We start from the raw sequence: 23,298 nt of genomic DNA, 5'->3' as shown, positions 1-23,298 counted from the left end.
TCGCGGATGGTAGCCTTCCGCCCTTGCGCGTTTGCCAAAGTCACTGCGAGACCAGCATGTCAGAACCGATCCGATTCTTCTACCGCGGCGCCGTCCACGAAATCCGGGACGCCGCGCCCACGCAAACCATCCTGCAGCACCTGCGGGAGGACCTGCATTGCACCGGCACCAAGGAAGGCTGCGCCGAAGGCGACTGCGGCGCCTGCACCGTGGTCATCGGTTCGCTGGAAGACGGCGAGGTCACGCTCAAGGCGGTGAATTCCTGCATCCAGTTCACGCCCACGCTCGACGGCAAGGCCTTGTTCTCGGTCGAGGACCTGCAGCAGCCCGACGGCACGCTGCACCCGGTGCAGCAGGCCCTGGTCGAATGCCACGGGTCCCAGTGCGGCTTCTGCACCCCGGGCTTCGCCATGTCGCTGTGGGGCATGTACGTCAAGCAGGAAGGAAAACGGCCTTCCCGCTGCCAGATCGACGACGCGCTCTCGGGCAACCTGTGCCGCTGCACCGGCTACCGTCCCATCATCGACGCCGCGCGCCGCATGAGCGAGCTGCCGCCGGTTGCTTTCGACCGCGCTGCCCTGGCCGAGCGCCTGAGCGGACTGCAGCGCAGCCACGGTTTTTCCTACACCGCCCACGGCCAGCGCTTCCATGTGCCGCGCACCCTGGAAGAATTGGCAGCGCTGCGCGCCGGGCACCCGGCGGCCGTGCTGCTGGCCGGCTCGACCGACGTCGGCCTGTGGGTCACCAAGCAGATGCGCGTGCTGAACGACGTGATCTACCTCGGCCAGGTCGCGGCCCTGCAGGCGGTCGAGGAAGGCGAGGGCATGCTGGAGATCGGCGCCGGCGTCAGCCTGGAAGACGCCTATGCGGCCGTATGCCGCCACTATCCGGACGAGCTGTCCGAGCTGTGGCAGCGCTTCGCCTCGCTCCCGATCCGCAATGCCGGCACCCTGGGCGGCAATGTCGCCAACGGCTCGCCCATCGGCGACTCCATGCCCTGGCTGATCGCCCTCGGCGCCCAGGTGGTGCTGGGCAGCGGCGGCGGCCAGCGCGTGCTGGCGCTGGAAGACTTCTATCTCGGCTACCAGCAGAAGGACTTGCGTCCGGGCGAATTCGTGCAGGCCGTGCGCGTGCCGCTGCCGCGCCCCGGGCTGCGCTTCCGCACCTACAAGCTGGCCAAGCGCTTCGATCAGGACATCTCGGCGGTGTGCGCGGCCTTCGCCTTCACCCTGATCGGCGACACCATCGCCAGCGCGCGCATCGCTTTTGGCGGCATGGCCGCCACGCCCAAGCGCGCCAGCACGGCGGAGGCCCTGTTGGCGGGCAAGCCGTGGACCGAGGACACGCTGCGCGCGGCCATGGCCGCGCTGGCCCAGGATTACGCGCCGCTGTCCGACATGCGCGCTTCCAGCAGCTACCGCATGCAGGCCGCCCAGAACCTGCTGCGCCGCTTCTGGTTCGAGACGCGCACCAATGATCCGCTGCCGGCAAGCAGCGTCAACGCCTTCGCGCTGGCAGGGAGTGCAGCATGAACGATACCGTCGTGCCCGAACTGAAGACCTGGAAGGAAGTGGGCCGCGCCCGCTTCCACGAATCCGCCGAGCTGCACGTGCTCGGCCAGGCCACCTATACCGACGACATTCGTGAACTCGCGGGTACCTTGCATGCCGCCCTCGGCCTGTCGGCGCGCCCGCATGCGCGCATCGCCGCCATCGACCTGGAACCGGTGCGCGCCAGCCGCGGCGTGGTCGCGGTCTTGACGGCCGGCGACATCCCCGGCACCAACGACTGCGGCCCCATCATCCACGACGATCCGATCCTGGCCGATGGGCTGGTGCAGTATGTCGGCCAGCCCATCTTCATCGTGGTCGCCGACAGCCACGACAATGCGCGCCGCGCTGCGCGCCTGGCACAGGTCACGTATGAAGACCTGCCGGCCGTCATGACGCCGCAGGAGGCGCGCGCCGCCCGGTCCTGGGTGCTGCCGCCGATGCGCCTGGCGCGCGGCGACGCCGAACAGGCGTTTGCCGCCGCCCCCCACGTGGTCAAGGGCGAACTGTACGTGGGCGGGCAGGAGCAGTTCTACCTCGAAGGCCAGATCGCCTACGCGGTGCCGGGCGAGGACCGCGGCATGCACGTCTACTGCTCGACCCAGCACCCGAGCGAGATGCAGCACGTGGTCGCGCACGCGCTCGGCCTGCATTCGCACCACGTGACCGTGGAATGCCGGCGCATGGGCGGCGGCTTCGGCGGCAAGGAATCGCAGTCGGCCCTGTGGGCCTCCGCCGCCGCCATCGCGGCCGCGCGCCTGCGCCGTCCGGTCAAGCTGCGCGCCGACCGCGACGACGACATGCTGGTCACCGGCAAGCGCCACTGCTTCCACTACCTGTACGAAGTCGGCTACGACGAGTCGGGCCGCATCGTCGCCGCCAAGGTCGACATGGTCTCGCGCGCCGGCTTCTCGGCCGACCTGTCCGGGCCGGTGGCCACGCGCGCCGTCTGCCACTTCGACAACACCTATTACCTGTCCGACGTCGAGATCCGCGCCGCCTGCGGCAAGACCAACACCCAGTCGAACACCGCCTTCCGCGGCTTCGGCGGGCCGCAGGGCGCGATCGCCATCGAGTACGTGATCGACGAGATCGCACGCAATCTCGGGCGCGACCCGCTCGACATCCGGCGCCTGAATTTCTATGGCCGCAGCGAGCGCAACGTCACGCCCTATGGCCAGGAAATCGTCGACAACGTGATCCACGAACTGGTGGCGGAGCTGGAAGGCAGCAGCGAATACCGCGCGCGCCGCGCCACGATCGAAGCGTTCAACCGCGGCAGCCCGGTGCTCAAGAAAGGCCTCGCGCTCACCCCGGTCAAGTTCGGCATCGCCTTCAACGTGACCCACCTGAACCAGGCGGGCGCGCTGGTGCACGTCTACGTGGACGGCTCGATCCTGGTCAACCATGGCGGCACCGAGATGGGGCAGGGCATCAACACCAAGGTGATGCAGGTCGTGGCCCATGAACTGGGCGTGGACCTGGGGCGGGTGCGCGCCAGCGCCACCAATACCAGCAAGGTCGCCAACACCTCGGCCACGGCCGCCTCCACCGGCGCGGACCTGAACGGCAAGGCGGCCCAGGATGCGGCGCGCACCATCCGCGAGCGCCTGGCGGCGTTCGCGGCGCAGCAGTACGGCGGCGCGGCCAGCGAAGTGCGCTTCGCGGCCGACACCGTGTTCGTGAACGGCCTGGCGCTGCCCTTCGGCGAGCTGGTCGCCAAGGCCTACCTGGCGCGGGTGCAGTTGTGGTCGGACGGCTTCTACGCCACCCCCGGCCTGCACTGGGACCCGAAGACCATGACCGGCCATCCGTTCTCCTACTACGCCTACGGCGCGGCGGTGTCGGAAGTGGTGGTCGACACCCTCACCGGCGAATGGAAGCTGCTGCGCGCCGATGCGCTCTACGACGCCGGCCGTTCCCTGAATCCGGCGATCGACATCGGCCAGGTGGAAGGCGCCTTCATCCAGGGCATGGGCTGGCTCACCACGGAGGAGCTGTGGTGGAACGCATCGGGCAAGCTGATGACCCACGCACCCTCGACCTACAAGATCCCCGGCGTCTCGGACTGCCCGGAAGACTTCCGCGTGCGCCTGTTCGAGAACGCCAACGTCGAGGACAGCATCCACCGCTCCAAGGCCGTGGGCGAACCGCCGCTGCTGCTGCCGTTCTCGGTGTTCTTCGCGATCCGCGACGCCATCTCGGCGGTCGGCGGGCACAAGGTCAACCCGCCATTGAACGCACCGGCGACCTGCGAGGAGATCCTCAAGGCCATTGCAGCAGTCAATGCGGCCGTCGAAGCGGCAGCAAGCCAGGACGCCTGAATGGACGACTGGCTGACAGCCGCACCGGGCGTGCCCGCGGTGCTCGTGACCGTCGCGCGCGTGGAAGGCTCCGTGCCGCGCGAACCGGGCGCGCGCATGCTCGTGCAGGCGGATGGCTTCCTGGGCACCATCGGCGGCGGCCACCTGGAGCACCGCGCCCTCGACATCGCGCGCGCCATGCTGCGCGATGGACGCAAGGCCTGCCTGGAACGCTTCCCGCTCGGCCCCAGCCTGGGCCAATGCTGCGGCGGCATCGCCTACCTGGCTTTCGAGCCGGTGGACGCGGAACAGCTGGCGCTGCTGGCCGCGCGCCGCAACGAAGACAGCTGGCGCCTGGTGGCGCTCGACGGCCAGGCGCAGTGGGGCCTGTTCGACGGCCAGGGGCGCTTGCTGGCGGGCCAGGCCGGTCCGTCCTTCGCGCTTGACGCGGGCACCCACGTGCTGGTGGAGGAGGGCGGACGCCGCTGGCTGCTTGATGCCGTGCTGGCTCCGCGCGCCCACCTGATGCTGTTCGGCGCCGGCCATGTGGGCGCCGCCATCGTGCGCGCCCTGGCCGAACTGCCTTGCCGCGTGACCTGGGTCGACGAGCGCGAGGAGGAATTCCCAGCGACGGTGCCCGCCAACGTGAGCATTGAGGCGACCGACACGCCCGAAGCGCTTGTTGAAAAAGCGCCACGCGGAACCACCTTCCTGGTCATGACCCACAGCCATGCACTTGACCTGCGCCTGTCGCACGCGATACTGTCGCGCCCTTGGGACGATTGGTATGGGCTGATCGGGTCGGACACCAAGCGCCGCCAGTTCGAGCACCGCCTGCGCGAACGCGGCATCCTTGAAGCGCGCCTTGCCGCCATGGTGTGTCCCATCGGCCTGCCCGGCATTGCCGGCAAGGCGCCCGCCGTGATCGCGGCCTCCGTCGCGGCCCAGCTGCTGTCCCTGTGGGAAGCGGCCGCGCACCCTGAACCTTCTTCGGAATCCAACTGATGTCCACCGCACCGCTAAACGTGCAAGCCTACCGTGCGAGCTTGCTGCATTTTCACGCCGACCCGGCCTTCGACGAGCGCGCCCATGCCTGGCACGAGGACGGCCTGCTGGTCGTCGAAGATGGCAAGGTCAAGGCCGCCGGCGACTACGCCCGGCTCGCGGCTACCCTGCCGCCAGGGCTGGAGCCGGTCGACTACCGCGGCAAGGTGATCACGCCGGGCTTCATCGACACCCACCTGCATTACCCGCAGACCGATATGATCGCCTCGCCGGCCCCGGGCCTGCTGCCCTGGCTGGAGACCTATACCTTCCCGACCGAGCGCCGTTTCGAGGACCCGGCGCATGCGCGTTCGACCGCCGAGTTCTTCCTCGACGAGCTGCTGCGCTGCGGCACCACGACCGCCGTGGTCTACTGCACCGTGCATCCGGGTTCGGTCGACGCCTTCTTCGAGGCCAGCGAAGCGCGCGGCCTGCGCATGGTGGCCGGCAAGGTGCTGATGGACCGCCACTGCCCGGACTTCCTGCGCGACCTCGAGGGCGACCTGGGCCAGAGCGAAGCCCTGATCAACAAGTGGCACAAGCGCGGCCGCTCGCTGTACGCGATCACCCCGCGCTTCGCCCCCACCTCGACCGAGGCCCAGCTCAAGCTGACGGGCGAGCTGGCGGCCCAGTACCCGGACACCTTCATCCAGACCCACGTGTCGGAGAACAAGGACGAATGCCGCTGGGTGGGCGAGCTGTTTCCGCAGGCGCGCAGCTACCTGGACGTCTACGAGCGCTACGGCCTGATGCGCCCGCGCGCCCTGTTCGGCCACTGCATCTGGCTCGACGACGAGGACTTCGCGCGCATGGCCGCCACCGGCTCTGCTGCGGCGGTGTGCCCGACTTCCAACCTGTTCCTGGGCAGCGGCCTGTTCGACTTCGAGCGCGCGGACGGCGCCAAGGCGCTGCTCTCGCTCGGGACGGACGTGGGAGCGGGGACCTCGTTCTCGATGCTGCAGACCATGAACGAAGCCTACAAGGTGGCGCGCCTGAAAGGCAGCTACCTGCCGGCGCTGCGCATGTTCTACCTGGCCACCCTGGGCGCGGCGCGCAGCATGCGGCTGGAAGACAGCATCGGCAGCTTCGCGCAAGGGAGGGAGGCGGACTTCGTGGTGCTGGATCCGAAGGCGACGCCGCTGATGGAAAGGCGCACTTCGCATTGCAACTCGCTGGAAGAGCTGCTGTTCGCGCTGGCGCTGCTGGGGGATGACCGGACGGTGGAGGCGACTTACTCGGGTGGGAACAGGGTGCACGGGCGGGGTAAGTGAACTTGGATCCCGGCCTGCGCCGGGATGACGGTTTTAAAGCCAACACAATAAGCACGTCATCCCCGCGAAGGCGGGGATCCAAGTTTGCATGATCATTGCCAGCCCCAACCCCATCAATATTGCCAACATTGAACGAAGCAGTTAGAGTTGCCGCCAAACCCGGCGCGCTGCGCGCCTCCCACCAGAAAGCACCATATGAGCAAACACCTGACCGCCGGCGCGATGCTGGCGCTGGCCGTCGCCGCCCAGCCGGCCCTGGCCAAGGGCCCGGCGTCGAGCGTGAACGAAAGCGCCACCGCCAAGCACTATGCCTCCCTGATCGCCGGCGAGCCGAAACTGGCCGAGCTGACCCTGTTCTTCACCCAGATGCCCAAGGGCGGCGACCTGCACCACCACTACTCGGGCGCGATCTATGTCGAGCAGTACGTCGACTTCGTCGACAAGCAGGGCTATTGCGTGAACAAGCAGACCTACCAGATCGAAACCAAGAAAGAGGTCATCGCCTATGAGCGCGCCAAGCCGGTTGCGGAGCGCACCTGCCTGAGCTCGGCCGAGATCTACGCCGACGACCACACCTGGCGCGAGCTGCTGCAGCGCTGGTCGAACAAGGACTTCGGCAACCACGGCGCGCTGCAGCCGCCGCCGGACCGCCTGTTCTTCCAGACCTTCGGCTTCTTCGGCCCGGTCTCGAACAGCAACTTCCGCGAAGGCCTGCAGGAACTCAAGAAGCGCGCCATCGCCGAAAACGTCGGCTATATCGAAACCATGTTCAAGTCGGCGCCGGCGCTGCCGAATACCGACTTCGACAAGCAGGCCGCCGCCAATGCCGGCAACGACGCCGCGCTGGACGCCCAGCTGGCCGCCGCCTGGGCCGCCCTGGACAAGGACGAGAACTTCAACAAGTCGATCGACAAGTTCGTGGGCACCGTCGTCGATGCGTCCGAAGGCATCGACGACGAGCGCTTCACGATGCGCTACCAGACCTACGTGTTCCGCCTGATGAGCCCTTCGCTGGTGTTCTCCTCGATGATGGCGGCGTTCAAGTCGGCCGTCGCGAACGACAAGATCGTCGGCGTCAATATCGTCGGCCAGGAGAGCAGCCACATCGCGATGCGCGACTACGCGCTGCACATGAAGATGTTCCGCTTCCTGCGCGCCAAGTACCCGGACGTGAAGGTCGCCATGCATGCGGGCGAGCTGGCCATGGGCGACGTGCCGCCGGAAGGCCTGAAGTTCCACATCGACCAGGCCCTGGTGGTGGCGGGCGCCCAGCGCATCGGCCACGGCCTCGACCTGGCGCACGAGACCAATGCGCCGGCGATCATGCAGAAGATGCGCGAGGACGACATCCCGGTCGAGATCAACCTGACCTCGAACGCTTTCATCAGCGGCATTGAAGGGACGAACCACCCGATCAACCTGTACCGTAAGTACGGCGTGCCCTATGTGATCTCGACCGACGACGCCGGCGTGACCCGCCACACCCTGTCGAACGAGTACGTCCTGTTCGCCAGCCGTTACAAGCCGGGCTACGCGGAAGTGAAGAAGGCCTCGTACAACAGCATCCGCTACGCCTTCCTGTCCGTGGCGGAAAAGCAACGTTTGACCCGCCAGCTGGACGCGCGGTTTGCGCAATTCGAAGCCCGCATCGCGGGGTTGAGCAAGTCCGCCAGCGCCGCCGGCAAGCGCTGAGCCTTCAACCCGGCGCCGTCCGGCGCCGGGTCTTGACATGCTTGATATGTGGCCAATGCGCTACACATTGCGCTGCCTCTCCCCTTAATGAAATGAATTTATAAGCTTATTCGTTTCACGCAAGAATTTCCCCTCTTATAATCGCGCCGCGGCTTGTTTCCGCTGGAGAAAAGGATGTTGCTGGCTAGCCACGCGGCTCCTCCCACGGTTACTTATACGTATTTCGTATAAATCTGGAAGCGAAACGGTATTTGTCAGCGTACATGTGCTCATGCATAGTCGCCGAATGTCGAAATGGAAAGTATTTTCCTTCGTCCTTGGGCCGCTTGTTATCGGTGCGTCATCAGCCGGACATACTCAGACCTTACACTGCCGTGCCCTCCGCGAAAGCGATGGTTTTCGCCAAGAATTTTGCAGCTGGTCTGCTTGCTGTTGTAGTTTTAATAATGACACTCTAGGGGAGTTTTGAATGCAATTCAACCAACAACCGAAGCTGCGCCTTGGCCTGATCGCCCTGGCATGCCAGCTGGCTTGCGTGAGCGCGGCTCAAGCTCAGACCGCCACGGCCACGTCTGACGAAGGCCAGGTTCGGTCGGAAGTTATCATCACCGGCAAGAAACTGGGTATGGGCCTGATGGTTTTCGAAGAAGCGCCGAAAGCGCGCTCGACCGTCACCGCAGCGGAACTGGAAAAGCAGCGTCCGACCGGCAACGCCTATGAGGCTCTGGAACTGCTGCCGGCAGTGAACAGCTACAACCACGACGCAACCGGCCTGTTCGGCGGCGGCCTGACCCTGCGCGGCTTCAACAGCGACCAGATCGGCGCCACCATCAACGGCGTGCCGGTGAACGACTCGGGTTCGTTCTCGGTGTACCCGCAAGAATACGTCGACCAGGAAAACACCTGCAGCCAGTTCGTGACCCAGGGTTCGACCGACGTGGACTCGCCGCAAGTCGGCGCTACCGGCGGCAACTTCGGCATCAACACCTGCAACCCGGAAGACAAGGAGCGCGTGCGCTTCATGCAGACCGTCGGCCAGCTGAACAGCTGGAAGACCTTCGTCCGCTACGACAGCGGCAAGTTCTCCGACAAGCGTTCGAAGTTCTTCATCTCGGCATCGCGCGCGATGGCCGACAAGTGGAAGGGCAAGGGCGTCGCCAAGCGTGACCACATCGACGCCGGCTTCAACTACGACTGGGATCGCTTCAACTACATCCACGCCACCCTGCTGTGGAACGAAGCCCTGAACAACAGCATCAACAACCTGACGCTGAAAGAAATCAACGAGAAGGGCTACTTCTACGACACCAGCGATGTCTTCGCCGGCCACCTGCCTGGCGTGCGCGGCACCGCCCAGGTCGAAGCCACCCAGACCCCGCTGTACCACGGCCTGTACATCAACCCGTTCAAGAACGCGATCGCTTCGGCCACCGCCAAGTTCCGCCTGAGCGAGAACCTCGACCTGAAGATCCTGCCGTACTTCTGGTATGGCTTCGGTAACGGCGGCCTGCAGCAGCGCGTCCAGCGCGAAAGCACCGGCTTCTACAACGCCGCGACCGGCCGCACCAACGCGGCAGTCGACCTGAACGGCGACGGCGACACCCTCGACACCGTGATCATGGCCAACGCGTCGCAGACCGACACCAAGCGTCCGGGTATCACCTCGTCGATCAACTACGCCTGGAACAACCACTCGATCCTGACCGGTTTCTGGTACGAGCGCGCCAGCCACCGCCAGACCGGCCCGATGGTCCCGGTGACCGCCGACGGCCGCCCGGTCGATCCGTACCTGCAGATCTTCCAGGTCCGCCGTCCGGATGGCACCCCGTTCATGAGCCGCGACTGGGACACCATCTCGACCGCTTACCAGTTCTTCCTGCAGGACACCATTTCGCTGATGGATGACCGCGCAACGATCAACCTGGGTATCCGTACCCCGTTCATCGAGCGTGATTTCACCAACTTCGCCAGCGAAGGCAACCAGAACAACTACAACATCGTCAAGAAGTACCACGACGTGCTGCCGCAGCTGGGCGCCCGTTACCGCATCACCAACGACAACCAGCTGTTCGCCAGCATCGCGAAGAACATGAAAGCGCCGCCGAACTTCGTGTTCAACAACGTCGGCAGCAACGTGATCCTGACCAACGGCGTGGCGACCCTGCGTGGCGACGTGCAGGAAGAGACCTCGTGGAACACCGACATCGGCTACCGTCACCAGAGCGACAAGCTGATCGCGACCGTGACCGCCTTCATGGTGGACTTCAAGAACCGCCAGGCGACCGCCTTCGACCCGATCACCAACACCAGCAGCTACACCAACGCTGGCAACGTGAAGAACTACGGCCTCGAGATCGAAATGGGTAACACCCCGATCAACGGCTGGGCAGCCTACGGTTCGTTCGGCTACACCAAGAGCAAGATCGAAGACGACCTGCGCGTGAGCGCCACCGGCGTCCTGCCGACCGCCGGCAAGGAAATGCCGCTGACGCCGAAGCTGAAGGCTGGCCTGTCGCTGGAATACAGCCAGGGCACCTTCTTCGCTCGCCTGAAAGCCAAGTCGACCAGCAAGCAGGCTGGCACCCTGGTGAACGACGAGTGGGCACCGGGTTACACCACCTACGGTTTCGACGCCGGCTACACCTTCGCGAACTACGGCATCTTCAAGCGTCCGAAGCTGCAGGTGAACCTGAGCAACATCACCAACAAGCAGTACCGCAACCCGTCGTCGCAGAGCGTGACCAACACCACCCCGTTCCCGGGCGTGAGCAGCACCGGCACCCTGCGCTACTACCTGGGCGCACCGCGCTTCGCGTCGGTGACCCTGTCGGTCGACATCTGATTGGCGACCAGGTCCGCCGCTCCGGCGGCGGACCGCAGCATGCAGTATCGAGCAGGCCCGCAAGGGCCTGTTTTTACATTCCAGCCCCGTATTGACGACCATGAAGACTGTCCCCATCCTCGCCCGCAGCGCTCCCTTGCTGCTCGTGCTCGCGTTCTCCGGCTGCGCCGTCCAGCAACAGACGTCGGGACCTGTTGAGATCAGCCTGGTCGCCATGAACGACTTCCACGGCAACCTCGAGCCGAGCCGCTACGTGCCGACCGGCGCCGACGGCGCGAAGGAAAAGGCGATCCGCGCAGGCGGCCTCGAAGCCGTCGCGAGTGCGCTGCAGGCCTGGCGCAAGGAAGACCCGGACCTGCTGTTCGTGTCCGCCGGCGACCTGGTGGGCGGCAGCCCGGCGCTGTCCTCGCTGTGGGCCGACGAGCCGACCATCGAGGCGATGAACATGCTGGACCTGCGCGTGAGCGCGGTCGGCAACCACGAATTCGACGCGGGCCGCAAGGAGCTGCTGCGCCAGCAGCACGGCGGCTGCGATTCGCCGCGCCCGGCCAAGGCCTGCCAGATGAGCAAGGACTTCAAGGGCGCGAACTTCACCTACCTGGCCGCCAACGTGATCGACAGCGCCACCGGCCAGCCCTTCATCCCCGCCTTCCGCATCGAGGAAGTGAAGGGCGTGAAGGTCGGCCTGGTCGGCGCGGTGCTGCAGGGCGCCGATTCCGTCGTCATGGCCTCGGGCATCGCCGGCCTCAAGTTCGGCGGCGAAGCCGAAGCGATCAACAAGGCGATTCCCGCCATGCGCGCCCAGGGCGCCGACGTGATCGTCGCGCTGGTGCACGAAGGCGGCACCACGAAGGAAGCGCCGCTGCAGCCGGGCTGCACCGGCCTGGAAGGCGCCATCGTCGACATCGTCAAGAAGCTCGACCCGGCGATCAAGCTGGTGATCTCGGGCCATACCCACCAGGGCTTCCTGTGCCAGGTGGAGGGCCGCACCGTGACCCAGGCCGCTTCCGCCGGCCACCTGTTGACGCGCATCTCGATGAAGGTCGATCCGCGCACCGACAGCGTCACCGATCTCCAGGCCCGCAACGTGGTCATGAGCCAGGACCTGTACCCGGCCGATCCGAAGATCGCCGCCTTCGTGGCCTCGGTCAAGGAACGCAGCCGCGCCGCGCTGGCGCGCCCGATCGCGACGGTGGCCGGCGCGCCGGTGCTGCGCAAGAAGAACGATGCCGGCGAATCGGCGCTGGGCGGCGTGATCGCCGACGCCGTGCTGGCCGCCACCCGCGAGCAGGGCGCCCAGATCGGCTTCATGAACGAAGGCGGCATCCGCAAGGACCTGGAGGCGGGCGAGGGCAACCTGGCCAACTTCGGCCAGACCCAGGCCGTGCTCCCCTTCGGCAATACGCTGGTGGTGATGGACTTGAGCGGCGCCCAGCTGCGCAATCTGCTGGAACAGCAATGGGCGCGCCCGGCCGCCTCCGACACCTCGATGCTGCAGGTATCGCAGGGCTTCAGCTACCAGTGGGACGCCAGGCGCCCGGTGGGCAGCCGCGTGGTCCCGGGCAGCATCAAGCTGAACGGCGTGGCGATCGAGGACGGCAAGACCTACCGCGTGGTCGCCAACAACTTCCTGGCCGAAGGCGGCGACAACTTCCCGGAATTCGCCAAAGGGACCAGGCGCGTCGAGACCGGCCTGCTGGACCTGGACGCCTTCACCGAATACCTGAAAAAGAACGAAGGGCAGGGCGCCGCGCCGGCGCCTGCGGCAGCACGCATCCTGAAGCTGAACTAAATCGTGCAATCACCGGATCAAGGAAACACCATGAAAAAACTCGCATGCGTGCTGGCGCTGACCAGCGCCTTCGCCTCCTTCGACGCCGCGGCCTGGGGCCGCGACGGCCACCGCGCCGTGGGCGCGATCGCCGACAAGCTGCTGAAGGGCACCTACGCCCAGAAGCAGATCGCCGCCCTGCTGCAGCCGGGCGAATCGCTCGAATCGATCGCCAACTGGGCGGACTGCGTGAAGGGCACGTACTGCGGCCCGCAGACCGCGGAGATGGTCGAGTACGTGAACGGCAACCCGAAGCACAGCGAGTACCACTACACCGACGTGCCCTTCCAGCTGGAGAAGTACCATGACCACGGCGTGGGCACCTCGGAAGTCGACATCGTGCAGACCCTCAAGCAGTGCATCGCGGTCCTGCAGGGCAAGACCGAGCCCAGCCTGAACCCGCACAAGTTCACCAAGCGCCAGGCCCTGATCCTGCTGGCCCACTTCGCAGGCGACATCCACCAGCCGCTGCACGTGGGCGCGGCCTTCGTCAGCAAGGACGGAAAGTTCGTCGTGCCCAAGACCCACGCCGAAGTCGACGAGGCCACCATCTTCGATTCGCGCGGCGGCAACAACCTGCTGCTGGACGACGCCACCATCGCCGGGCTGGCCGCCGGCCTGATCCCGCCGGGCGACCCGGCGCCGGTCAAGGAAGGCGTGCCGAAGGCGCTGACCAAGCCCTTCCACTCCTACTGGGACAGCACCACGGTCGATTACGCTTTCCGCCGCATCCAGGTCAAGACCCCGGAGCAGTTCGCGCAGGCCGCCATCGCCGGCAACCCGCAGGTCGCCAAGGCCAAGGGCGACCCGATGACCTGGCCCTACCAGTGGGCGGACGACGCACTGGTGGTGTCCAAGCTGGCCTATGCCGAGGTAGCGCCGGGCAAGCTGACCCCGCAGACCAGCAAGAAGGGCGAGACCTACTACACCTTCGCGCTGGAAGTGCCGGCTAATTACCCGGTGCCGAGCTCGGCGATCGCCAAGACCCAGCTGATCAAGGGCGGGTATAACCTGGCGGCGCTGCTGCAGGCGATCTTCCCGGAGCAGGGCTGACCGTGGGCCTGGCCGGCAGAATTTCCTGTTGGCTACAAAATGCCGGGCGGACTTGCTCGGCGCTAGAATGCGTGCGGGACAATTTTGGCTCGCACGCTTGCATGTTCTCTCTTCCCTCGCTACCCCTCGCTCGCAGCCTGACGCTGCCGGCCTTGCTGTCGGCCGCCTTGCTGTTCGCCAGCGGGCTGGCCGCCGCGGAACCCGTGACTGCGGTGCTCGACGATCTCGACCGGCACGGCTACGCGTCGCCGCTGCTGGGCATCCAGCGCCTGCAGGCGGCCGAGGACCGGCCCGATGCCGGCGCGCCCGTGGCGCAGCAACTCCGCTACCACGTCACGCTGGCCCAGCTCGCCGTGCACGGCGAGCACAAGCCTGAGCTCGCGACCGCCCTCAAGCAGCTGGAACGGCTGGCCGGGAGCGGGCGCTGCACACCCTGCGGCTCCTATCTGCTGGCCTTGCGTATCGGGCAAGCGGACCTGGCCAACAAGCGCGCGGCCATTCAACCCTTGCTGGACCAGCTGGCGGCGCTGCCGCCCTCCAGCGACCTGCGTTTCGAGGCCTTGCGCCTTGGCGCGCTGTCGCGCGCCCGCATGCTGCAGGGCGAGGATGCGGCGGCGCTGAGCCTGGGCCTGCAGGCGGTCGAAACGGCGGAGCGGGCCGGCCTGCCGGCCTCGGAGGCGCGTTTGCTGAATGCGCTGGCGAGCGTGCATTTCGCGCGTGACGACATGGCCAGCGCGCTGCGCGTGGTCGACGACAGCTACGCGATCGCGGAGCGCATCGGCTTTCGCTTCGCGATGGCGCAGGCCGGCATCAACCGGAGCTATGCCTATGGCACGCTCAAGCAGCCCGCCAAGGAATACCAGGCCCTGCTCGACGTGCTGCGCATGACGAAGGACACGCCCGGCGCCGAGGCGCTCGAGCAGATCGCGCATTCCAATCTCTCGGCCTACCACATCCACCGCGGCGAGTACGCGCAGGCGATCGTCGCGACCGAGGCGGCGGAACGGCTCGCCCGCCAGGTGGGCGACGACATCGGCCTGGCCTTCGCCTTGAGCAACCGCGGCAGCGCCCTGGCGCGCAGCGGCCGCGTCGGCGAAGGCATGGCGCTGATGCGGCAGGGGATGGCCTATGCCGAGAAGGCGGGCGGCCGGCGCGAAGTGGTGGACCTGCTATCCGAGCAGGCGAACGTACTGGAACGCGCGGGCCGCCACCGCGACGCCCTGGCCGCGCTCAGGCGCGTGGTCGAGCTCTCCGGCGCCATCACCTCCGCCGAACGCGAGAAAGCGGTGCTCGAACTGCAGGAAAAATTCTCCGCCGAGCGCAAGAACCGCGAGATCGAACGCCTGTCGCTCCAGAACGCCCGCGCGCAGGCGGAAGTGGCGGCCCATGCCTGGCGCCAGCGCCTGTGGGTGGCGCTGGCGCTGGTCCTGCTGCTGTCGGCCGTGCTGCTGGTGCTGTGGCTGCGCGAGGCGCGCCGCCGCAACCGGGCGCTCCTGGTCGACAACGCGGCGCTGGCTTCGCAGTCGGTGCACGACCCGCTCACCGGCGTCTTCAACCGCCGCCACTTCGAGCAGCTGATGTCGCAGCAGGAAGCCACCGTCCACGGCCGCTCGCGCGACCGCCACTACCAGGCGGCGGTCGGGCTGCTGCTGCTGGACGTCGACCACTTCAAGCGCATCAACGATACCTGGGGCCACGCCGCCGGCGATGCGGTCCTGAAGGAAGTCGCCGCGCGCCTGAGCGCCCTGGTGCGCGAGCAGGATGCGGTGGTGCGCTGGGGCGGCGAGGAATTCGTGCTGGTGCTGCCTGGCACCTCGCCCGAAGGACTGCCGGTGATCGCCGCCAAGGCGCTCAGTGCGCTGGGCCGCGAGCCGGTGATCCACGAGGGGCGCGAGATTCCCGTGCGCGCCTCGGCCGGCGCCATCGCCTGGCCGGCCTGGCCGGGACAGGACTGGATGGATGCGGTGCACGTGGCCGATCTGGCGCTTTACCTGTCGAAGTCGGGCGGACGCAACCGCGCCACCTGCTTCATGGGCGTGCGCGAGGGGTCGGATCTCAGCCGCGTGCACGGCGACCTGGCCGGCGCGGCGGCGGCGGGAGAGGTCGAGCTGCTGGTGGTGCCCGGTCCCGCTTGATCTGCGCGGCGCGCCCAGGCAGGGCTTGTGGCTAGAATGCGGCACACCACCTATTCCTTCCAAGCGCCATGAACTCCATCCTCAAGGCGGCCTGTTGCGCCGCTTGCTCCCTGCCTCTCCTTGCCAGCGCCCAATCCGACGAACGCAATCTTCCGCTCTGGGAAATCGGCATCGGCGCGGCCGCCATTTCCACGCCCGCCTATCCGGGCGCCGACGACCGCTCCTCGCGCCTGCTGGCGCTGCCCTTCATCCTGTATCGCGGCGAAGTCTTGCGCGCCGACCAGTCCGGCATCGGCGCGCGCCTGTTCCATTCCGACCGGGTCGAGTTCGACGTCGGCCTGGCCGGTGCGCTGCCCTCCGATTCCGATGACGTCGAGGTGCGCGCCGGCATGCCCGACCTCGGCACCCTGCTCGAATTCGGCCCGCGCCTGAAGGTGAAGATCGCCGACCTGGACCGCTCGACCCGGCTGCGCGCCGAATTGCCGCTCAGGGCCGTGATCGAGGCCCGGGGCGGCCTGCGCCAGCAGGGCTGGACCTTCGAGCCGCGCCTGGTCTACGAGCGCGTGGGCGAGGGTGGGGCCTGGACTTTCCAGGGCCAGCTCAGCGCCGTCGTCGGCAACGAGCGTATCCAGCGCTATTTCTACGAAGTGGCGCCGCAGTATGCGAACGCGGCGCGGCCGGCCTATGCGGCGGATGCGGGCCTGATGCTCACGCGGGTTGGGGTGTTCGGGACGCGCAGGATCAACCGCGACCTGCGGCTGTTCGGTTTCTTGCGATTCGAGAGTTATCACGGCGCCGCGAACCGGGACAGTCCGCTGCATCTGCGCGACACGGGTGTGTCGGGCGGGGTGGGGTTCGCCTGGACCTGGAAGCGTTCAAGCCGGCGGGCCAGCGGAACGGAAACGATCTCTCCGGCGTCCCTGTAGAGAAACACCGTGCGGCGCAAGGCCGCACGGCGAAAGCGCAGCCCGGGCACACAAGGGGGCGGCCCGGGCGCAGCGCGCCTTACTTGGTCTTCTTTTCGTGCTTGGTCTTCTTGTCGTGCTTGGCGTCAGCCTTGACGTCGGCTTTCACGTCAGCCTTCACATCTGCCGCCGCCGCATCGGCTTGAGCAGCCGGGGTGGCAGGGGTTGCCGGCACAGCAGGAGTGGCCGCGGTTGCTGCGGTGGTCGTCGAATCGGTGGTCTGGGCAGCCGCGCTCGCCGAAATGGCCGGGGTGGCTGGCGTTGCCGGCGTTGCCGGGGTGGCGGTCTGGGCGAAAGCCGAGGTGGCGGACAGGGCGACGATCAGGGTAGCAATGGTGTTCTTCATGTAAAGAATCCTTTCTGGTTGGTTTCTGGCGTACGTTTATCGTTTCACCTGACTCATCAACGGGCCACGGATGGGCCCTGTTGACCGTCCTTACAAAGCCTTACCGTAGTCACAATTGCTAACAAATTGTGCAATAACCCGTGCCGACGGACAAAAAAATGGCCCGCCGAAGCGGGCCATGCGCCGAGCAGGGGCGATCAGCGCGATTTCACGAACGGGCGTCCCAGCGCCTTCGGCGCGACCGACTTGGCCATCAGGCCGGCCAGCACGATCACGGTCACCACATAAGGGATCATCTGGATCAGCGAGCCAGGAATCTTGCCGACCACCGGCAGCTCGACGCCTTCGATCTGGATCTGCACCGCGCCGAAGAAGCCGAACATCAGGCAGCCCAGCACCGTGTGCAGCGGACGCCAGTTGCCGAACACCAGGGCGGTCAGCGCCAGGTAGCCGGCGCCGGCCGACATGTCGCGCAGGAAGAAGCCGCTCTGGACGATCGACAGGTAGGCGCCCGAGAACGAGCACAGCACGCCGGCGATCAGCATCGCGGTGTAGCGGGTGCGCTCGACCGAGACGCCTGCCGCGTCGGCGGCATGCGGGTTTTCGCCGCAGGCGCGCAGGCGCAGGCCGAAGCGGCTGTGGTACAGCACCCAGTGCACGACCGGCACCAGCAGGAAGGCGAGGTAGACCAGCACCGAGTGGCCGCCGATCACGTGGCCAACCAGCCAGCCGATGAAGGGAATGTCGGCCAGGGCAGCGGTGCCGGGCAGCACTACGTCGGACAGGCGCGCCTCGCCCAGGTCCGGCGTGCGGCCCCCCTGCTGGAAGAAGTACTGCGCCACCACGAAGGTCAGGCCGCTCATGGCGATGTTGATCGCGATGCCGGCCACCAGCTGGTTGCCCTTCTGGGTGATCGAGACGAAGGCCTGCACGAGGGCCAGGGCGACCGATACCAGGATGCCGGCGGCGATACCCATCCACGGGTCCTGGTAGCTGTAGGCGACGCCGGCCGAGACGAAGGCCGAGGCCAGGATCTTGCCCTCGAGGCCGAGGTCGACCACGCCGCTGCGCTCGGCGAACAGGCCGGCCATGGCCGCGAACATCAGGACCGGCGCATTGCGGATCGTCGAAACGACGATACTGGCGAACTGGAAGTCTTCCATGGCTTAACCCTTCTTGCGAGCCTTAGTTGATGGATTAATCAGTTTCAGGACCGCCGGCGCGTACAGGTTCTCCATCGCGCCGCAGAACAGGATGATCAGGCCTTGAATGAAAATGAAGGTCTCCTGCGGGATGTTCGGCTTTTCCAGCGACAGGTCGAAGCCGCCCTGGATCAGCGCGCCGAACAGCACCGCCGACAGGAAGATGCCGACCGGGTTCTGGCGGCCCATCAGCGCGATCGCGATGCCGACGAAGCCGGCGCCGGCCGGGAAGTTCAGGCTCAGGTAGTGGGTCGAGCCCATGATCGAGTTGACCGCGGCCAGGCCGGCCAGGGCGCCCGAGATCAGCATGGCGACGATGATCATGCGGCTGATGCGCACGCCGGCGTAGTGGGCCGCGTGCTGGTTCAGGCCAGTGGCCTGCAGCTTGTAGCCCCAGGGCGAGCGCGACATGACCACGCCGTAGATCACCAGCGCCACGATCGCCAGCAGGAAGGAGATGTTGAGCGGGGTGTCGCCCAGCGCCGGGAACCAGTCGAACAGGCGCGGCATCGCCGCCGCCTCGGTGAAGGTGCGGCTGGCCGGGTTCTGGTCGCCTTCCGGAATCAGGAAGCCCACGATCAGCCAGTTCATCAGGTTGGCGGCGATGAAGTTGAACATGATGGTCGTGACCACCACGTGGCTGCCGCGCCTGGCCTGCAGGTAGCCGGGCAGGAAGGCCCAGGCCGCGCCGAACACGGCGCTGCCCAGCATGCCGAGCGGGATCAGGAGCCAGGGCGAGAGCGTGGCGTCGAAGGACAGCATGGCCAGGGTCAGGCCCAGGCCGCCCAGGTACATCTGGCCTTCGGCGCCGATGTTGAACAGGCCGGCCTTCATGGCGACCGAGACGGCCAGGCCGGTGAACACGAAGGTCGAGGCGTAGAACAGCGTGTAGCTCAGGCCTTCCGGATTGATCACGGCGCTGTTGACCAGGATTTGCAGCGATTCGACCGGGCTCTCGCCCAGCAGGTGGATCACCAGCGCGGCCACCAGCAGCGCGGACAGCAGGTTCAGGACCGGCAGGACGAAGCCCGAGGCCCAGCGTGGGAGTTCAGTGGTTTTCATGCTCATTGGCGATCAGTGCTTGTGCATCCCGCCCATCAGCAGGCCGATGCGGGTGGTATCGAATTCCTCAACTTTCAGTTCGCCCGTGATGCGTCCGCCGGAGACGACCACGATGCGGTCGGCCAGGGCGCGCACTTCTTCCAGCTCGGTCGAGACCAGCAGGATGCCCACGCCCTCGTCGCGCAGGCGCAGCAGCTGGGTGTGGATGCTCTCGATGGTGCCGATGTCGACGCCGCGGGTCGGCTGGCCGACCAGCATCAGCTTCGGGCTGGCCGAGACTTCGCGCGCGATCACCACCTTTTGCTGGTTGCCGCCGGACAGGAGGCCGATGCGCAGGTCCGGGTTCTTCGGACGCACGTCGAAGGCTTCGAGCAAGTGGGCGCAGCGCTGGGCGATGGCCTTGAAATCGAACAGGCCGGCGCGGTTCCTGACCCGGTCCTGGTAGCCGAACACGGTGTTCTGCATGACCGAGAAATCCTTGATCACGCCGTCGCGCAGGCGGTCTTCCGGCACGTGGCCGATGCCCAGCTGGCGGAACACGGCGGGCAGGCCGTCGGCGTTCGAGCGGCCGGCGTAGGGCAGGGCCTTGCCGAGGAATTCGACCTTGCCGGAGGTCGGCAGGCGCATGCCCGACAGGATCTCCATCAGTTCGCTCTGGCCGTTGCCGGACACACCGGCGATCGCGACGATCTCGCCGGCGCGCACCGTGAGGTCGATGTCGGCCAGGAGCTTGACCTTGTGCTTGTCTTCCAGCTGCAGGTTCTCGACCTTCAGCAAGGTAGCGCCCGGATTGTAGGGCTTGCGCGGCAGGTTGCCCTCGATCGGGCGGCCGACCATCATGTTGGCCAGCTGTTCCTTCGAGGTCTCGGCGGTCGATACGGCGCCGACCACGCGGCCGGCGCGCATCACCGTCACCTGGTCGGTGATCTCCATGATCTCGCCCAGCTTGTGGGTAATCAGGATGATGGTCTTGCCCTGTTCCTTGAACAGCCGCAGGATCTCGAACAGCGAGGCCGTTTCCTGGGCTGTGAGGACGGCGGTCGGCTCGTCCAGGATCAGGATCTCGGCGCTGCGGTAGATCTGCTTGAGGATCTCGACGCGCTGCTGGGCGCCCACCGACAGGTCGTGGATGGTGGCCAGCGGATCGACGTCGAGGCGGTACTTGGCGCAGATCTCGCGCAGCTTGGCTTCGGTCTCGGCGCGCTTGGCAGCCAGCTTGAATGCGCCTTCGGTGCCGAGCATCACGTTGTCGAGCACGGTCATGTTCTCGACCAGCATGAAGTGCTGGTGCACCATGCCGATGCCCAGCGCGATGGCCTCGTGGCTGGTGCGGATCTGGCGCGCCGAGCCGTCGATGAGGAGCTCTCCGCTGTCGGCGTTGTAGTAGCCGTACAGGATGCTCATCAGGGTGGACTTGCCGGCGCCATTTTCGCCGATCACGCCATGGATCGAGCCCTTGGCGATCGAGAAGCTGACGTCGGCGTTCGCCTGCACCGGCCCGAAGGCCTTGCTTATGTTGCGAAATTCTACGGCTGGCTGCATTGCGATCTGTGTGTTGTGGTTCGTTTTATTCAAAAGCGCGCCGGGCCGGGTTCACCGGCGCGGCGCGCTTTTCATGGGGATGGGGCGATCAGACCGGGCAGCTGCTGCCGGCGCGGTAGTCGATGACCTTGATCTTGCCGTTGATGATGTCGGTGCGCACGGCGTTCACGCGCTTTTCGATCTCCGGCGTGACGACCGCGCGGTTGTCCTTGTCCAGGACCCAGTCCACGCCGCCTTCCTTGATGCCCTTGTAGGTGACGCCGGCCTTCCAGGTGCCGTTCTTCTGCGCCATGAAGGAGTCGTAGATCGCCACGTCGACGCGCTTGATCATCGAGGTCAGCATGGTGCCCGGGTGCAGGTAGTTCTGGTTCGAATCGACGCCGATCGCCAGCTTGCCCTTGGTCTTGGCCATCTGCAGGGCGCCCATGCCGCTGCCGCCCGCCACCGCGAACACCACGTCGGCGCCGCGCTCGAACTGGGCGCGCGCCAGCTCGCCGCCCTTGGCCGGGTCGTTCCAGGCCGCGGCGGTGGTGCCCACCATGTTCTGCATGATCTCGATCTTCGGATACTGGGCCTTGGCGCCTTGCGCGTAGCCGCAGGCGAAGGCGCGGATCAGCGGGATGTCCATGCCGCCCACGAAGCCCAGCTTCTTGGTCTTGGAGGCCATGGCGGCGGCGACGCCCACCAGGTAGGAGCCTTCCTGCTCCTTGAACATCACCGAGTTGATGTTGTTGCCCTGCGCGATGCTGTCGATCAGCACGAAGCGCACGTTCGGGAATTCCTTGGCGACCTTCTGGACCGCCTGGGTCTGCGAGAAGCCGATCGCGGCGATCAGGTCGATCTTCTTGCGCGCGAGGCCGCGCATCACCTGCTCGGCCTGGGTATCGCTGTTCGCCTGGACCTCGAGGACCTTGATGCCGGTCTCCTTGCTGAAGCGCTGCAGGCCTTCGAAGGCCGACTGGTTGAACGACTTGTCGAACTTGCCGCCCGCGTCGTAGACCACGCCCAGCTTCGGTGCTGCGGGCGCCGCGAAAGCGCTGCCGGCGACGCACAGGGCCGCGATGGTCATGCTGAGATGCTTAAATTTCATGTAGTGGCTCCTGGAATAGCGATATTGTACCCGCCGCCTTCTTGCCGAAGACGCGGGCAGCGCAAGCTGCATCGTCCATGGCGTACGAAGGAAGGATCATCGCGCAGCGCGATTGTGTCAGCCTTGGAACGCTCATGGGGTGTCGATTTGTAACGCGGGGACGATTTACCCGGTGGAAGCCTTGCCATGTCGCATCATCGCAACAGGAAACTCCTGGGAAAACCGGCCGCGTGCCGCGCATGGTTCGCCATACCTGGACCCTCGCAGCTCAGCCTGTCAAATATGCATCATCCGGCATATTGATGACAAATACCATTTTACTTGGCAATTTATTCGAGGGAAATATAAGTGTAGCCAACACTCAACAATTATTTCGCTTCCGCCGTGATTTCGGCCTCTGCTTCGGCGATCGCCGGGGACGGCGCGGGCGGCAGCGCGGGGATGGCCACCGGCTGGCTGAACTGGCGTGTCAGGAAGCTGGCGATCAGGGCCTGGGTCGCTTCCAGGTAGGGGATGTTCATGTGGTCCGAGTTGGGCACGGTGTCGTCCGCGACCAGCTGGGCCAGCTTGGCGACCAGTTCGTCGGTGTGCGAATGCGGCACCACGTCGTCCTCGCTGGCGCGCAGCACATAGGTGGGGGCGGTGAGCGAGGGCGCGTACTTGATCGACTCGAAGCGGTGGCGCAGCATGTACTCGATCGGCATCGCGCGGAAGCGCCGCTTGGCGATCGCCAGGATGGAGTCGTAGGGCGTGATCAGGACCACCGAGTGCACCGGGCGCTCCTTGGCCACCTGCACCGCCACGCCCGAGCCCAGGCTGCGGCCGACGACGGCGATGCGGCGGGCGTCGACCATGCCGCGCGCGGCCAGCCAGTCGTAGAACAGGCAGCCGTCTTCGACCATGTGGTTCTCGGCCGGGTCGCCGTGCGACTCGCCGTAGCCGCGGTAGTTCATGGCCAGCACGGTCATATTGGGGAAGAGCTTGCCGGCGTCGCGCACCACCCAGGACACTTCCTCGGAGCGGCCGCCGAAGTAGATCACGGCCGGGCGCGGGCCCTGCACCTGGGGCGTCATCAGCCAGCCGCACAGGCGGGTGCCGTCCCGGGAGCGCAGTACCACCTGGCGGGTGCGGTGCCCGCTGCTGCGCGGGCTTTGCACCTCACGCTCGATCGTGGGGTTGAAGACCAGCCTGCGCTGGCTTGCCGCCACCGCAGCCGTCAGGCCCAGCCACAAGACGCTGGCAAAACCCGTAAACCCCGCCGCAATTTTTTTCGGTGTGTACATGAAGCACAGTCTAGCGCTGTGGCCAGATTTTGTTCTGTGCGGCACATAGCACTGTCCAGCACACCCCGAATTTGCGGCGGAATGGTT

Annotated in this window: 16 protein-coding genes; 10 read left to right on the top strand and 6 right to left on the bottom strand. The window is 66.4% G+C overall.

All coding sequences use genetic code 11. The features are described from left to right. Positions 1-56 precede the first annotated feature (56 nt). From xdhA to KBW95_RS20970, 10 genes are all read left to right on the top strand, one after another. The gene (gene xdhA, locus KBW95_RS21015; RefSeq protein ID WP_211529254.1) at positions 57-1,532 is read left to right on the top strand and encodes a xanthine dehydrogenase small subunit; all 1,476 of its coding nucleotides are present in this window, start codon (positions 57-59) and stop codon (positions 1,530-1,532) included. Next, positions 1,529-3,874: a xanthine dehydrogenase molybdopterin binding subunit gene (gene xdhB / locus KBW95_RS21010; protein ID WP_211529253.1), complete on the top strand. Its 2,346-nt coding sequence runs from the start codon at positions 1,529-1,531 to the stop codon at positions 3,872-3,874. Before xdhA ends, xdhB begins: the two co-directional genes overlap by 4 nt. Beyond that, positions 3,875-4,858, top strand: a complete 984-nt coding sequence (xdhC, locus tag KBW95_RS21005; RefSeq protein ID WP_211529252.1) for a xanthine dehydrogenase accessory protein XdhC — start codon at positions 3,875-3,877, stop codon at positions 4,856-4,858. Beyond that, positions 4,858-6,168: a guanine deaminase gene (gene guaD / locus KBW95_RS21000; RefSeq protein ID WP_211529251.1), complete on the top strand. Its 1,311-nt coding sequence runs from the start codon at positions 4,858-4,860 to the stop codon at positions 6,166-6,168. Before xdhC ends, guaD begins: the two co-directional genes overlap by 1 nt. A gap of 195 nt (positions 6,169-6,363) precedes the next feature. Next, positions 6,364-7,860, top strand: a complete 1,497-nt coding sequence (locus KBW95_RS20995; protein ID WP_211529250.1) for an adenosine deaminase — start codon at positions 6,364-6,366, stop codon at positions 7,858-7,860. A gap of 469 nt (positions 7,861-8,329) precedes the next feature. Continuing rightward, a complete protein-coding gene (locus KBW95_RS20990; RefSeq protein WP_211529249.1) occupies positions 8,330-10,702 on the top strand; it encodes a TonB-dependent receptor in 2,373 nt (790 codons plus the stop codon). Positions 10,703-10,802: 100 nt separating this feature from the next. After that, positions 10,803-12,494, top strand: a complete 1,692-nt coding sequence (locus KBW95_RS20985; protein ID WP_211529248.1) for a bifunctional UDP-sugar hydrolase/5'-nucleotidase — start codon at positions 10,803-10,805, stop codon at positions 12,492-12,494. 30 nt (positions 12,495-12,524) lie between these two features. Then, positions 12,525-13,586 carry a S1/P1 nuclease gene (locus tag KBW95_RS20980; protein WP_211529247.1) on the top strand — a complete coding sequence of 354 codons (1,062 nt, stop codon included), beginning with the start codon at positions 12,525-12,527 and terminating at the stop codon, positions 13,584-13,586. A gap of 101 nt (positions 13,587-13,687) precedes the next feature. Further along, on the top strand, positions 13,688-15,721 hold the full coding sequence (locus KBW95_RS20975; protein WP_211529246.1) for a diguanylate cyclase: 2,034 nt from the start codon (positions 13,688-13,690) through the stop codon (positions 15,719-15,721). A 68-nt stretch (positions 15,722-15,789) separates the two neighbouring features. Continuing rightward, positions 15,790-16,647 carry a MipA/OmpV family protein gene (locus KBW95_RS20970; protein ID WP_211529245.1) on the top strand — a complete coding sequence of 286 codons (858 nt, stop codon included), beginning with the start codon at positions 15,790-15,792 and terminating at the stop codon, positions 16,645-16,647. A gap of 79 nt (positions 16,648-16,726) precedes the next feature. On the opposite strand, the gene KBW95_RS20965 is transcribed toward KBW95_RS20970, so the two are convergent. From KBW95_RS20965 to KBW95_RS20940, 6 genes are all read right to left on the bottom strand, one after another. Next, on the bottom strand, positions 16,727-17,032 hold the full coding sequence (locus KBW95_RS20965; protein WP_211526755.1) for a hypothetical protein: 306 nt from the start codon (positions 17,030-17,032) through the stop codon (positions 16,727-16,729). Positions 17,033-17,229: 197 nt separating this feature from the next. Beyond that, positions 17,230-18,195 carry an ABC transporter permease gene (locus tag KBW95_RS20960; protein ID WP_211526756.1) on the bottom strand — a complete coding sequence of 322 codons (966 nt, stop codon included), beginning with the start codon at positions 18,193-18,195 and terminating at the stop codon, positions 17,230-17,232. A 3-nt stretch (positions 18,196-18,198) separates the two neighbouring features. Beyond that, a complete protein-coding gene (locus KBW95_RS20955) occupies positions 18,199-19,296 on the bottom strand; it encodes an ABC transporter permease (RefSeq protein ID WP_211529244.1) in 1,098 nt (365 codons plus the stop codon). Positions 19,297-19,308: 12 nt separating this feature from the next. Continuing rightward, on the bottom strand, positions 19,309-20,838 hold the full coding sequence (locus tag KBW95_RS20950) for an ABC transporter ATP-binding protein (protein WP_211529243.1): 1,530 nt from the start codon (positions 20,836-20,838) through the stop codon (positions 19,309-19,311). 88 nt (positions 20,839-20,926) lie between these two features. After that, a complete protein-coding gene (locus tag KBW95_RS20945; RefSeq protein ID WP_211526759.1) occupies positions 20,927-21,928 on the bottom strand; it encodes a BMP family protein in 1,002 nt (333 codons plus the stop codon). Positions 21,929-22,296: 368 nt separating this feature from the next. Continuing rightward, on the bottom strand, positions 22,297-23,211 hold the full coding sequence (locus KBW95_RS20940) for an alpha/beta hydrolase (protein ID WP_211529242.1): 915 nt from the start codon (positions 23,209-23,211) through the stop codon (positions 22,297-22,299). Between the last annotated feature and the right edge of the window lie 87 nt (positions 23,212-23,298).

Source organism: Massilia sp. ZL223, from assembly GCF_018119395.1.
GTDB lineage: Bacteria > Pseudomonadota > Gammaproteobacteria > Burkholderiales > Burkholderiaceae_D > Telluria.
The sequence above is the reverse complement of the archived record's forward strand: the minus strand, read 5'-3'. Positions and strand labels throughout refer to the sequence as shown.